The 14,151-nt window shown below is 46.8% G+C and carries 13 protein-coding genes and 1 tRNA gene; 10 read left to right on the forward strand and 4 right to left on the reverse strand.

Features of this window, described 5'->3' with window-relative positions; genetic code table 11:
- Window positions 1–47: 47 nt before the first annotated feature.
- The 6 genes from HPY73_08710 to HPY73_08735 all read left to right on the forward strand — a co-directional run bounded on the left by HPY73_08710 (window position 48) and on the right by HPY73_08735 (window position 5,511).
- Window positions 48–1,184: a magnesium transporter CorA gene (locus HPY73_08710; protein QLH75499.1), complete on the forward strand. Its 1,137-nt coding sequence runs from the start codon at window positions 48–50 to the stop codon at window positions 1,182–1,184.
- Between the two features lie 15 nt (window positions 1,185–1,199).
- Window positions 1,200–2,327, forward strand: coding sequence for a hypothetical protein (locus tag HPY73_08715; GenBank protein QLH75500.1), 1,128 nt, complete (start codon window positions 1,200–1,202; stop codon window positions 2,325–2,327).
- Between the two features lie 79 nt (window positions 2,328–2,406).
- Entirely contained in the window at window positions 2,407–2,841 is a 435-nt protein-coding gene (locus HPY73_08720; protein ID QLH75750.1) for a ferritin-like domain-containing protein, read from the forward strand.
- An 85-nt stretch (window positions 2,842–2,926) separates the two neighbouring features.
- On the forward strand, window positions 2,927–3,406 hold the full coding sequence (locus HPY73_08725; GenBank protein QLH75501.1) for a hypothetical protein: 480 nt from the start codon (window positions 2,927–2,929) through the stop codon (window positions 3,404–3,406).
- Between the two features lie 93 nt (window positions 3,407–3,499).
- Window positions 3,500–4,216: an ABC transporter ATP-binding protein gene (locus HPY73_08730; GenBank protein QLH75751.1), complete on the forward strand. Its 717-nt coding sequence runs from the start codon at window positions 3,500–3,502 to the stop codon at window positions 4,214–4,216.
- The gene (locus HPY73_08735; protein QLH75502.1) at window positions 4,213–5,511 is read left to right on the forward strand and encodes an ABC transporter permease; all 1,299 of its coding nucleotides are present in this window, start codon (window positions 4,213–4,215) and stop codon (window positions 5,509–5,511) included. The genes HPY73_08730 and HPY73_08735 overlap by 4 nt, the downstream gene beginning before the upstream one ends.
- Window positions 5,512–5,542: 31 nt before the next feature.
- On the opposite strand, the gene HPY73_08740 is transcribed toward HPY73_08735, so the two are convergent.
- A complete protein-coding gene (locus HPY73_08740; protein ID QLH75503.1) occupies window positions 5,543–6,964 on the reverse strand; it encodes a DEAD/DEAH box helicase in 1,422 nt (473 codons plus the stop codon).
- Window positions 6,965–7,100: 136 nt separating this feature from the next.
- Entirely contained in the window at window positions 7,101–8,534 is a 1,434-nt protein-coding gene (gene pap, locus HPY73_08745; protein QLH75504.1) for a polyphosphate:AMP phosphotransferase, read from the reverse strand.
- Window positions 8,535–8,695: 161 nt separating this feature from the next.
- On the opposite strand from pap, the gene HPY73_08750 reads away from it, so the two are divergent.
- The 4 genes from HPY73_08750 (at window position 8,696) to HPY73_08765 (ending at window position 12,191) form a co-directional block, all read left to right on the forward strand.
- Window positions 8,696–9,658 (forward strand): elongation factor Tu, encoded by a 963-nt coding sequence (locus tag HPY73_08750; protein ID QLH75752.1) that lies wholly within the window; start codon window positions 8,696–8,698, stop codon window positions 9,656–9,658.
- Window positions 9,659–9,790: 132 nt separating this feature from the next.
- Window positions 9,791–10,132: a hypothetical protein gene (locus HPY73_08755; protein QLH75505.1), complete on the forward strand. Its 342-nt coding sequence runs from the start codon at window positions 9,791–9,793 to the stop codon at window positions 10,130–10,132.
- 74 nt (window positions 10,133–10,206) lie between these two features.
- The gene (locus HPY73_08760; GenBank protein QLH75506.1) at window positions 10,207–11,016 is read left to right on the forward strand and encodes an epoxyqueuosine reductase; all 810 of its coding nucleotides are present in this window, start codon (window positions 10,207–10,209) and stop codon (window positions 11,014–11,016) included.
- A gap of 572 nt (window positions 11,017–11,588) precedes the next feature.
- The gene (locus HPY73_08765; GenBank protein QLH75507.1) at window positions 11,589–12,191 is read left to right on the forward strand and encodes a hypothetical protein; all 603 of its coding nucleotides are present in this window, start codon (window positions 11,589–11,591) and stop codon (window positions 12,189–12,191) included.
- Window positions 12,192–12,240: 49 nt separating this feature from the next.
- Here the strand turns inward: HPY73_08765 and HPY73_08770 are convergent, their stop codons facing one another.
- Both HPY73_08770 and HPY73_08775 read right to left on the reverse strand, forming a co-directional pair.
- Entirely contained in the window at window positions 12,241–13,605 is a 1,365-nt protein-coding gene (locus HPY73_08770; GenBank protein QLH75508.1) for a PAS domain-containing protein, read from the reverse strand.
- A gap of 128 nt (window positions 13,606–13,733) precedes the next feature.
- A tRNA-Gly gene (locus tag HPY73_08775) sits at window positions 13,734–13,809 on the reverse strand.
- Window positions 13,810–14,151: the final 342 nt, after the last annotated feature.

Below are 14,151 nucleotides of genomic sequence, written 5' to 3' on the forward strand. Positions count from 1 at the left end.
ATCACCGGGAGGCTTTACTCCTCCGGACCATTTCTGAAGGTGGAAGATTGGCCGGGGAGATGAACGGAGGGCAAGATGCCGGTGAAAGAACGACCAGCACTAACGGTGCGGCCGGGAATGAGCTCGAACTATATCAGGCTGGGAAACGAGTCATCTGTGTCTCCCTGCCCCATCTCAGCGCCAAGCCCATAAAGGCCATGGGCACGGACCCTGAGGAGTTCCTAGGACAGGTGCAGAAGGCCACACTGTCCTGGGTAGACTATGCGGCCTTGGACCTTGAAAGAGATGGAACAAAGCTGGCAGTTCTCTACGGTTTCAGCGAGACCCTCGTGCCGAACCTTTTAAAGGGATATTATGCCAGCTTCGAGGACAGAGAGGTAGAGCTAGGCATCATGGTACCTGCAGTGAGGGTCAAAGGTGCAGACCTGAAGGTATATCCGTTGCTGGTCCTGGTCAAGAAGAATTTGATACTGACGGTGCATAGCACTGAGGTGGTCCGTCTTGTCCAGTTCTCGAGGTACGCCGACACCTATCTGAAAAAATTGCCTGACATCATGCCTCAGGAGGATAAGCTGACGATGATGCTCGTCCGAATATTGGACGAGAACAACACAAGGAACTTCGAGCAGCTCAGAGAGATCGAGGAACTTGCGGACAGCATGTCAGGGACGCTCATCGACCCATCCGCGCAGAGGACAGCGGTCGGAAAGCAGATCTATGAGATGAAACACTCCCTGATAACATATCTGAACACGCTCTGGAGGACGCTGGACGTGGTCAACTCGCTACGTTACGGTGATGCTGATGTGATCACAGACAATCAGAAGGTATTGGCCAAAGTGGGCATGCTCGCAGATGAGCTGAACAGACAGATAGAGCTCAGCGAGCACATGTCAGAGGTATTGGCCTCAGGTCTTGAGGTTCTGCAATCCTTATATAACAATCAGCTCCAGATCTTGAACAACAGGATGTCGCTCACCATGACCTGGCTCACGATCCTCGGCACGGCCGTCCTGGTACCAAACACCCTTGCGACGATATTTGGGTTCGTGTTCGGGATCGAGACCAACCTTATCATTTGGACCATGGCGGTCATAACAATGTCCACGGTGGTCTCCACCGCGTTGGCGTGGTGGTGGGTGAAGAGAAGAGTGAAGCTACCGAAGCGTCCAGATGAGCTTTGAGGTCAGGGGGTTACAATGGCTAACGGTCCTGAGTTCAATAACGACTTCCAAAACACCGGTGAGAGCTCAGAGGACCGCCCCAAGTTCGTATGCGTGACCATCCCCCCTCCTCCCTTTAAGGTGGCGAGTGTAACATCCAGGGACCCTGAGGACCTGAGAGGAATAGCTACTGAGGGCGTCCTAACGTGGATCGATTATATTGCGGACGATATTGTGAAGGAGACAATGGTCGTCGCCAAGAAGTTCGGGTTCTCTGAGAAGATCGTTGACCAACTGGTCAAAGGCTCTTACGAGGCATATGAGGATCATGAGAACGAGCTTGGGATGGTCATGCCCGCCATACAGGTCAAGGGGGTCAGGGTGGAGGTCCACCCCATAATCATCCTCGTAAGCAGGAACCTCATCATCACAGTGCATGACCGTAACATCCGGAGGCTCGAATATTTTGCCAGATATGGCAGTTCATGGATGTCAAGACTTCCGTCGATGATGCCGACCATAGATAAACTGACCTTGTTGCTCACAAGGTTGATAGGAGTGAACAACGAGAGGAACTTTGAGCAGTTAAGGGAGATCGAGGACAAGGCAGACGACATCAGCGAGGCTCTCCTTGATCCTACAATACACATAATGGAGACCGGTCGATATATCTATGATGTCAAGCATGGGCTCATCCAGTACCTGAATGCGCTATGGAGGAGCTTGGACCTTTTGAACAAGCTGAGGTACGGGGACGCCGAGCTCATCACGGACAATCCAAAGATCCTCAATAAGCTCTCAGAGCAGGCTTCTCAGCTCACCAAGCATATCAGCCTGACCGAACATACTTCTCAGGTGCTGATATCCGGTACGACGGTCCTTCAGACGCTTCACAACAACCAGCTGTTGATCATCAATAACAGGATGTTGATGGTGATGACGTGGATGACCATAATAGGCACGGCAGTGCTTGTTCCGAACACGATCGCCACGATATTCGGCTTCCTTTTCGCCGTTCCGAACGAGCATCTGGTCTGGTCATCGGCCGTGATAATCATTACCACTGTCGTCTGTACCCTCTATGCCTATCACTGGCTAAGGTCAGGAATGGAGCTGGTCGAGATCCCGGAACGATCTAAAGGTGCTTTGGTCAGGAAAGGATGAGAGGATCCTACGAAGGTTTATAATCGACGTGACCCAATTGAAATCAATGACCGTCGTCGACGGTCTAGGAGGGGCAGAAGTGGCATCTGAGAAGCTGAAGGAGCTATTGAACAAGGCGATCGCCAGTGAGATACAGGTCTCCATCCAATATATGTGGCAGCACGTCCAATGGGCGGGGGTCGACCACTATGCGGTCGCCGATGAGTTCAAGAACATAGCCATCCAGGAGATGAAGCACGCTGAAAAGATCGCTGAGAGGTTATGGTATTTTGACGGGGTCCCGACGACAAAGCCTTCGACAATAACCGTCGGAGGAGGACTGGAAGAGATGATAGATCTCGATATCAAGGCCGAATCAGAGGCGATCGAGCTCTATAAGAAGATCCAAAAAGTGGCCGATGAAGAGAACGATCCCACCACGAGGTTCATCTTTGAGGGGATATTGGAGGAGGAAGAGGAGCATCACGATTTCTTCACATCGGTCAAAGCAGGTTGGCCTAAGAAAAAGAGATGATCTCTAAACGAGTCTAGGTCGCAGCCCCCTCTTTTTTTTTCGAATGATATATATTGGAATTCAGACAGTCCTCTTTCTGATAAACTTGGTACAATTCCGCTCAAAGGCCGAACTGGCAGGGATACTTAGAAAGGCATTGGAGATCGAGAAGGGGTTTGAGAATCTTGCGCAATGGGAGGCATATGTCCAAGCAAAGAACGAAGGCTTTAGGAACATGATCTTCACGATGATATCGGAATCTGAGCACCATGCCACGTTGGTAGAAGAGATGTTAAAAAGGATAGGTTCAGGAAGGACGGACCAGTACGAGCTAAGAAAGCAGGTCTTCGATTTTACCTCCAGGGAGGAGAAGGAGATAATCGGAGAATTGGCGAGGACCGAGAAGCTAGCATTGGACACATATATCAACATCAAGCAAGGACTGCTCCTCTCTGATGTTTCGTCCTGGATCCCAGAGTCTGACAGAAGATTCTTGATCGAAACGTTGGACATTCTGATCGAAGAAGAGATGAAGCACGTGGAGATGACCTCGAAGAACATAGGGAAGGTCGAACGGATCCGTTGATTTTTATATGAAGAATGGGCGAGGTCTCAAAAATCATAAGAACCAGTATTACCTCCCCCTCATCTCGTCATATTCACGGGAGGAGGGGTCGTTCTGGTCGCGATCAAGGTTGAAGATCTTCGTAAAAGCTACGGTCATTTTCAGGCGGTCAAGGGGATATCTTTCGACGTAAAGGAGGGCGAGGTCTTTGGGCTCATCGGACCAAACGGGGCCGGCAAGACCACCACCCTGAGGATACTGGCGACCTTGCTTGAGATAACTGGTGGCAGGGTGGAGGTCTTTGGCCTCGACCTGAAAAAGAACGCCCCAGAGGTCCGAAAGATAATCAGCTATCTTCCAGAGGATGCCGGTGCCTACAAGAACATGACGGGGAGGCAGTATCTCGAGTTCATATCGGGCTTCTTCTCCCCTGAGAAAGACCCAGAGGTGATGCTCAAAAAAGGTCTGGAGATCGTCGGTCTGAAGGAACGTATAGACGATAAGGTGGAAACATATAGCAAAGGGATGGCCCGAAGGTTGTTGGTGGGCAGGGCTTTGATGGTAGAACCGAAACTGGCCATCCTGGATGAGCTGACATCAGGTCTTGATGTCGTGAACGCACAGGAGATACGCAGGATAGTGCGGGAGAAGACAAAGGAAGGGACGACCGTCCTGCTCTCATCTCACAACATGTTAGAGGTCGAGCTCATGTGCGATAGGATCGCGCTAATCAATGACGGCCGCATAGTTGAGACTGGGGCACCAAAGGAGCTCAAGGAGAAATATTCCGCTAATAACATCGAAGAGGTTTTCGTAGAGGTGGTCAGATGAGCGGTCTGGGGCGTATCATGGGCAAGGAGATAAGGGAGCTGCTCACCCCCGCCACCTTGGTGCCGATAATCATCATGGCCATCATATTCGGCTCGCTCGGTAATGCGTTCAGCAGCGTAGCGGAGGAGGCTGACGAGAAACCCGAGTTCGGTCTCGTGGTCGAGGACAATGGCGATATGGGCATGGTGGCAAAATATTCTCTTGTCACCCACGGGGTCATTCTTTATAATGGGACGGACCTGAACGACGGCATCAATAAGCTTAAGGACGGAGGTTCAGGAGGGGCGATGCTCTATGTCCCTGGTAATTTCACAGAGAACATCGAGAACGGGACCCCGGGATGGGTCGGCATATATTATCTCAAGACAGGCACGGGCATCTCCGAGATGATCAGGTCTGGCCTCGTCCAGAGCGCCGTGATGATGATGGAGGATGACATCAGTGCCTATATGATCATGACGAACAGGACACAGAACGCATCACTGGTCCTGTCCCCCGTCAACGTCTTCAGCACGACCTATCTGAATGATAATGCCATGGTGGGGGTGACCCCTGAGGAGATAGACTCCGTATTTCAGTCATCTGGATTTGTTGTGCCATTGATCGTGATGTTGGTCATCATTATGGCCGGAAGCATGGTCATAAGCTCCATGGGCAATGAGAAGGAGAACAAGACACTGGAGACCCTTCTCACCCTTCCAGTTAAGAGGACATGGATAGTCTTTGGGAAATTGGCAGGTGCGACCGTCGTCGGTCTTATAGTCTCGTTTATCTACATGCTGGGGCTTGGATATTATTACAGCTCTTTGATGGTCTCCGCCCCCATAGACCTTGAAACTTATGGTCTTACATTGGGGATCTTGGATTATATACTGATCGGCATATCGTTGTTCCTCGCATTGTTATGCGGGCTTGCGTTATGCATGATATTGGGCATCTTCACCAAGAACTACAAGGCCGCGCAGACCATGACTCTCCCGGTCACAATGCTTGCCCTCATACCGATGATGATAAGCTTTTTCAGTGACTTCGAAGGATTGCCGTCCTGGCTCCAGGCCATTGTATTCGCGATCCCGTTCTCACATCCCATGTTCGCGGTCAACAATCTGTTGCTGGACAATTATCTGGTTGTCCTGGCAGGGATAGTCTATATGGCCTTCTTCGCCATGGTCACGATGGCCTTGGCAGTCTCCTTGTTCAAGAAGGACATATTGCTAACTGGGCGTGTCAGGAGCGCTGAGGGACCGCTGAGAAAAGGAGTCTTATTTAAGGCGCTGCTGACAAAAAGGAGATAAAGGTCAGGGGTTTTCTAGGCCACCTTCATTTTCAATATTCTCCCTTTTTGACCGGTATAATCTGGACATTCGGTCTTTTATCCTTTATCTTCATCTTGTTAAGACCATTGATGACCTTGGCCGCGGCCTCTTTCTGGATCTCGAAGGTGGTCTCATCGCTCTCAATTAGAACGCTCCCTATGTCCATGTCCTTGATACGTATCTTGTTGGAGAGTATATCATAAAGCTCGACCTTCCTCAGCCCGTCCTTTTCCCCGATATCGATACGCATCTTCACCATTCCGAATATGTCGGCGACATCGGTGAAGTCCGTCACCCTTTTTACAAGGTCCTGTTTGCCGGTCTCGGGGACTTCCTCCTGCTCCACATCCACAACACCAAATTCCTTGATCTTCTTGAGAAGATACATTTCCGCCGCCGTGATGAATGTGATCGCGACGCCTTCCTTCCCTGCCCTTCCTGTCCTTCCTATACGATGCACATAGACCTCCGGGTCCTCTGGTATATCATAGTTGATGACATGCGTCACACCCTCGATGTCCAGCCCTCTGGCGGCAACATCGGTGGCTACAAGCACCATAACCTTTCCAGTGCGGAAATCCCTCAGGACCTTCTCTCTCTTGGCCTGGGTGATGTCCCCGTGCAAAGCAGCGACCGGGTACCCATATGACTGTAATCTCTTGGTTATGATGTCGACCATCATCTTGGTCTGCGCAAAAACGATCGCTTTGGGCTGATACTTGTCAAGCACTCGGCACAATGCCCATATCTTGTTTTTTCTCTCGATGTTAAAATATATCTGCTTGGTCGTAGGTAATACAAGCTCCTGTTCGCTTATATTCACCTTGACATGATCCCGCATATGTTTCGCGGCGATGTCCCTGACACCCTCCGGGATGGTAGCGGAGAACAACATGGTCTGTCGCTTTTTTGGGACCTTTGATATGATCAGCTCGATGTCCTCTATGAACCCCATGTCCAACATCCGGTCCGCTTCGTCAAGTACCAGGTACTCGATCTCACTCAGGTCCAAGGTCTTTCTTTGAAGGTGGTCTATAATTCTTCCTGGCGTTCCCACTACGATATCAACGCCTTTCTTGAGCTGTTGGATCTGTTCATCGATCGACCGACCCCCATAGATGGGGAGGACACGTACATCATCCATGTAATGAGCGAGCTTTTTGATCTCCTCAGATACTTGAATGCCAAGCTCCCTGGTCGGGACCAATACAAGTGCATACGGTTTTCTACCTCTCGTTATATTCTGTAGGAGGGGAAGTCCGAAGGCCGCGGTCTTTCCTGTCCCGGTCTGGGCCTGTGCCATGACATCTTTCCCCTCAAGAAGCAGAGGTATGGTCTGAGATTGAACCGGGGTAGGTTCTTTGAACCCCATCCTTTCGACAGCCTTCAGCAATAAAGGATCGAGTCCGAGCGAGTCAAAACCACCTGACATTTTCATCCCTTGTCAACTTGTGATATCCCTAACCGACTTAAATCTTTATATCCAAGGTCCTGCACCAGTTCTGATCATTGAAGGGTTCAGCAATAGAAGGCCGAAAGATTAGATTATTTGTGAAAAGCGAAGATCATCAGTCCAAACGGTCCTCGAACCGTTCTATAATGTCCTCGAGAACAGCGATCCTTGAGTACCTCTTATCATTGGACGGTATGACCGTCCACGGGGCCCTTTTAGTGCTTGTCGATGAGATCATGTCGTCTACCGCCTGCTTATATGCATCCCATTTGGACCTGTTCCTCCAATCCTCTTCGGTGATCTTCCATCTCTTGTATGGGTCCTCCTCCCTTTCCTTGAACCTCCTGAGCTGCTCAGACGGGTCTATGTGAAGCCAGAACTTAATTACAATTGTCCCATGAGAGGTCAACATTCGTTCCATATCATTGATCTCAAGGTAAGCTCTTTCGACCTGCTCGGCGGTCGCATAACCCTCGACCCTTTCGACCAGGACTCTACCATACCAGCTCCTGTCGAATATGGTCATCATCCCGTCCTTTGGGAACATTTTATAGAACCTCCAAAGGTAATGATGTGACAGTTCCTCGTCATTGGGCACCGTGACAGGGGCAACCCTATATCCTCTCGGGTTCAACGAGGCCGTCAGCCTCAATATGTTGCCCCCTTTGCCAGCAGCGTCCCACCCCTCGAATACGATTATGCTCGGGACCTTCTTCAGATATAACTTACATTGAAGTTCGGCAAGTTTTTGTTGCATCTTTTCGAGCCGAGCTTTGTATTTTTCTTCCGATATCATTTTACTAAGGTCAACTTCATCCAATGCACTGGACTTGACGACCTTTACGGTCTCGTACCTGCGCATAGAGGTCTCATTTTGCTTTTTAGAACGAGCTTTCAGAACATGTTGAAGTATCGCTTCGATTATGATAATCGCAGTCTCATCCTCATCTCCATCTTTGATGACCACCCATGGGGCATGTTCATAATTCGTGGTATCCAAGATCTCCTTCCATTCCTCCATTGCATTCTTGATATCGTCGATGAACTCTTCTCCAGAGAGGTGAAACTTCCCTTTACAATGGACCTTCTCATCATCATTTCTCTTCCTTTCCTTGTCAGGAACAAGGAAGAACTTTATGACCAACGTCCCCTCATCATGGTGCTGTCTCTCTAACATCCTTATATCATGCAATCTGTGGTTTAACCTGGTCTTATCCTTGGATTTGTAATGTTCATATATTGCCCAGAAGTACCAGCTCCGGTCAAAGACAGCTATCCTTCCTTTAGATGGCATCCTTAAAAAATATCTCCAAATGAACGGTCTTTCCTTCTCATCGGCCAGAGGTCTTAGCATGTCGTGGAAATCAAACCCTCTTGGGTCCAACCATCTGATGAGCTCGTTGATGTCATTGGCCATCCCCCAATAATCAAGCCCTTCAAATATTATTGCCAGAGGCACTTTTTCTTCTCTCAATTGTCTTTGCATCTGGCCAAGCTCTTGCCTCAAACGGTCCAATTTTTCTTTATTATTGCTTGCCCCGTTCTTCAATAACTCCCATCCAATAATAATATTTACTATCTTTTATATATTATTATCCATGAACATTTTTCATTTCTTTAATTTATAGGGAATCTCAATGCCAATGACCGCGGCGGAGATCCAATCTTCAAATCGAAAGGAATATGAGCAACAAATGGTTGCGAGAGACCATGGGAAACCTGAATGTCGCGATCCTCTCACCTGTCGACTATGCCAAGAGCATCGGCAAGAAGGGCACTTCATCAGATATCACGCTATATGACATTAAAAAGGGCCAAGATACCGTTAGTCTGATCGAGCCAACGAAATACCCAGAAAGGTTGGCACCTCTGTTCTTTGCATGTTCGATGTCGAACTCCGCAATCATGGTGGTAGATGAAATAAATGCCAACTTTGGCGAATGCGTGATAATGCTGGATTGTTTGGGGATCTCAAAAGGATGGATCGTCCTTAGGAATTATCTGACCCCTGACAGGGTCTCCTCATTCATAAAGGGCACATCGGTGGAATCCTTTATTTTCATCGACGATGACCCAGTGTCGATAAGAGAGATGTTGCTCTTGGAGGCAGCGAAAATTCCAGAGGCTAAAGGCGGATCTCCTAATGGGGCAGTCCCTATCGATCACCATTTCAATGTAAGAGGGGTAGGGACCGTCGTACTTGGTTATGTGGCAAGGGGCAGTATAAGAAGACATGACATATTGACCGCATTACCAATAAAGAAACAGGTTCAGGTAAGGTCCATCCAAAAACACGATGATGATTACGAAGTTTCAGATTGTGGCGACAGGGTAGGTCTCGCTCTGAAGAACATCGAATCTGAGGAGCTGGACAGAGGGTATGTTCTCACAAACGACCCGACGATCAGAAGCGAGAGGTCTATATCGGGTAAGGTGCAGCTCATCAAGTATTGGCCTTCACCCTTAAAACCTGGTATGGTCCTCCACATCGGGCATTGGATGCAATTTCAGCCTGCCAGGGTGGATGCGGTGGACAACGGGTCAAATTGGAGAGAGCCGATCATAGAACTCTCGATGGAAAAGGACCTCATATTCCCACCATGCAGCAAGTCGGTCCTGACCCATCTTGAGGGAGGAAAATTGAGGATAGTGGGGACTATGGTTTTGCCCTGAGCCGTCCAAACGAAGAGTGATGCCTTTCACAATGCCTGATGATGATTCATCATATTGTGACCAAGGTTCAATTTAAGAAATTCGATAAATTATTATAATAAATAGATTCCTATATTAACAAAGGGGGATATAATGGAACTACTACCGATATTGAACATAATTGGTGGGCTGGTGCTTGCAGTGGGAATAATAGGTACTTTGCCAGGAATTGGTAAGTTCCTAGAAAAGGCTGGCAAGTTCCTTGGGGGATTTCAAATCATCATAGGTATATTGATGTTCGTATTTGGTCTACTGGACATCACATCTCTTCAAGGATTTGTCGCCTTCTTGGTAGGTGTCGTGCTGTTGACAGGTGTGTTCTATGTCATACCTGGTCTCGGTAAATATCTAGAAAAGTTTGGAAAGTGGTTAGGGGGATTCCAGACTATAATCGGGATAGTGGCGATAGTGGTCGGTCTTCTCGGATTATTCTGATCCGAGAGGTACCAAATTTTTTCATTTTTCTCTAATCAACAATATTATGATGGTCTCACCACCTATTATTTCGCATGAGTGAAAAACTTCGCGAAAAGATCTTTGAAAAGGCGGCATCCATGGATGTGCATTTGATCGGCGTCGCCGATCCTGAAGCTTGGAGGTCCCCACCATTTGATGTTTGGATGCCTGAGGAGTTCTATCCTTCCAATATCTGGCCTGATTGTAGGTCAGTAATTGTCATAGGGTTCCCCATCAGTCTTCCGGTTTTAGAGAGCACCCCCTCTATACACTACCATGAGTTGTACAAGACCGTGAACTCTCTTCTTGACCAGGTAGCCTATAGGTTAAGTGTTTTCTTGAGCGAAATGGGTCATGGGTCATTTTTCATCCCCAGGGACGGCTACGGGAGCCTAAGTGTGCTCAAGGACAGACCTATGGCATTCTTTTCTCACAAGCATGCAGCATATTTTGCTGGCCTGGGTACCTTTGGAATGAACAACACCCTTCTCACCAAGAACTATGGTCCGAGGGTCAGGTTCACATCTGTCTTCACATCTGCGAAGCTTCCTTACGATCTCCCATTGGAGAGTCAATTATGCACAAGATGTTTCAGGTGCATCAAGAAATGCCCAGTCCAAGCATTGCCGGGTAAGGACTATCCCGAGGCTTTGATGGACAAAGAGAGATGCAGGGCATATCACGAGAAGCTGTATGCCCGTCACATATCTCCCTGTGGCATATGCATCAAGGTCTGCCCGGTTGGTGAGGATAGAGAGCTGTTCGCCAGGACGGACATGTTGGTCTATGAACATGATGGGCCGCGGAGGGAGCTCAGAAATGGGTGGAAACACGTTCAGGAATATGGGGGGAAGAAAGAGTAGTTGAGAGGGTGTTACTAAACTAGGTCCCACTTGCCTCACTGATCCTATGATCATGATAAGACAACACATGAGCGGCCCATAGACGTGTTTTTCAAGTGAAAAACATCTTGAATTTGTTAATTATCTAGGTTGAAAGGAAGGGACCACAGTATCCTAGACGGTTCTATTCATAATACTTATTGAGGGCTCAGTGTATCATCCGTTTGAAACGCTCATTTTCTTGAATAAAGATGTCAGAGAGGTGAGCAAATGGGCCATCAATCTGGTCTTAACGGCTCTTACAACCGGCTTGATGTCATAACCATCATTTTTCAATTCAAATGCTATAGTGGGCATTTAAAAAACGTAATGACCGTAATTAAATGAAACCGGCGAACAGATAGTAATCACCTTTCTAATTGTGTTAGAATATATTTTAAAAAAGAAATTGAAGATGCATAAATCATCACCAAGTTATCGTATTTTTGGGAGAGCCTTTCCGTTGACCATCTGAGGGGCAAATGAATAAGTATTAGCATGTCATGACATGACATGTCACGCGCAGGCGTGTTAAATAAAGAGGAGGTTAAGAGATGGCCGAAGTTAAAGCGCACAAACAACAAATGGGCATGGTCGTGCACAAAGACATTTTGGCATCTGAAGCAGATGCTATTTTGGGAAAGGGTGCGCCCATCTATTATTCGCTGATGACGGCCATCTCAGAGGAGATAAGGTCGTTCATGAAACCAGGGGCCAGAGTGGTCGATCTATATTCCCATGGAGGGATCTGGATCGAACATCTTAAGAATGAAGCATCAATAAATTGCAGGTTCTTGTCGATAAATTCGACAGAGGAGGAAAAGGAAAGGTGCAAAAATACCTTACGGATGAACATACATCTGGGCGAGGTAGAAGAACACAAAATGGACCTATCATCAGAATTTCCCGACAGTCCTGCAGACCTGGTGTTGGCCATTTTAGGGATGTCAAGGATCGAGAGGGAAAGAGCTTTGGAGATATTCAGATCAGCTTGGATGCACATGTCCAAGAACAGCGCAATGATATTAACGGATGTAATAAAAAATGAAAATGGAAAGATCCTCAACTGGCCCCAAATGGCAATGGAAGCAGGTTTCAAGGAAGTCAGAATGATCTGGCATTCGAAAGAGATCGCAACATGGATGATGATGAAATGAGGAATTTTATCTGATATGATGATTGAAATCAACCATCTCGCACACCCATTTAATTACTTTTTTTATATCTCACTTTGTAAGAAGGAATGAAGATCTCAAACCTTGCACCTTTTCCATAATCACCATTCTCAACGACCGTCATATCACATTCCTTTAACGCCTCTTTTACAAAGAAAAGTCCTAAACCGGTGTTCTTACCAACTCCTTTCTTGAAGATCTCCTCCTTATCTTCAAAGACCACACCAGGACCATCATCTTCACATATCAGCACTATGCCATTTTCCTTCAACGCTACAGAGAACCTGATGAATGAAGCATTTTTGGCATGCCTAAGCGAGTTATCAACAAGGTTGAACAATATCCTTTCAAGTGAAGGGTCGCAGAACACAAACAATTCATCGACCCTGTTATCAAAAAGTCTACCGGTCTCTTCGACCTTCGGTCTAAACTTTTCAAGGATCTTTCTCACTTCTATCCATTCAGGTTCCCTGATACCAATATCCTGAAAATCTTTAGCCTCATCTATCAGGTCCTGCAGGTTCTTTAAGTTCAAGATCGCCTTCTCAAGATAAAGCCGTCTTTTCTCCTCCTTTTCTGCCCTTAAACCTAGATCTAGGTATCCTGATATTGAGGTAATCATATTCTTGAGATCATGTCTTGATATCGATGTGATCAAGCTCAATTTCTTATTTGCCATTCGAAGTTTGTCCTCGATCTTCATCCTCTCGGTGATGTCTTGCACTATTCCCATCATCTTCAACGGTCTGCCGTCCTTGTCCAGTACGACCTCTCCTCTTTGATGGACCACCTTCATTGCACCTTGTTTCAACAAAATCTTATGATCTATCTCAAGGACACTACCATTTTTCAATGATCTGGTGATCGCGCTCCTTATTCGTTCTCTCTCCTCCTCAGGTACCATCAAGAAATAATTATCATATGTTGGAACGAAATCAGATTGTTCGACCCCAAAAATACGATAGACCTCTTCTGACCATTTCAAGCTGTTGTCTTTAATGTTCCATTCCCAATTTCCAATCTGCCCAATCCTCTGGGCCTCTTTCAAAGTTTGCTCGTTCTCTTCAAGTCTGCGGATATGTTCCTTGTCCCTTTCACTTACTCTCGACATGACAAATCCTACAAGGAGCATAATAGAGGACCTCGCTACATCCTCGATAAAGGCCTCGAAGTCAAAAGAGATGAGATTCGAGATCATCAATGCGATGATCAATAGGATCGGGACGATCATCCCTCTTCTCCCATACCAATAAGTCGAAAGCAGGATCGGAACATAGAAAAAATGGGTAAAGACCAGTGTTACCCCCAGTATCAGATGAAAATGAATGATGGAACCGAGAGCCAAGATCGTTGTCAGACCAGTGATCAACAATCTCTTGTCCTTCCATTTGACCATGAAACTGGGATTTAATAAATAGTATTACTTATTTTTCATACCTAAGTTCAAGGTCAAAATTTTTATTATTAATGCATAATATTTATCAATCAACTTTTAATTGTTGCTCACCAGAAGGAACCGAGAAATGGTGCGGGCGTCGGGATTCGAACCCGAGTTTTAAGCTTGGCAAGCTTAAGTGATAACCAGCTACACTACGCCCGCAGGCTTTCCTCGGTAACATCTCAATGAATTTAAATCTTATGAGTCGTCCAATTATGAAATGTGTCTCCAGTAGACAAGCATGGTGATTGATCATGATTCCCGACAACTTCAGAGATCTGATCCAATCGAATCATTTTCTTGCATACTAGGTCTCGTCCATGTCCATTTGATCATATCATAGAATCACATGGACACGATTAAAACGGAACACAATTAGGTCTTTTATATAAAATAATAAATTTTTAAATCGACATCGTTTAATTTGTCACCATATCTCAACATAGAATAAGGTGGGGGATAAATTGTAATGGATCACATACATATTTTTAGTCCATTATTATG

This window comes from Methanomassiliicoccales archaeon (assembly GCA_013415865.1).
In the GTDB taxonomy this organism is placed as follows: Archaea; Thermoplasmatota; Thermoplasmata; order Methanomassiliicoccales; family UBA472; genus MVRC01.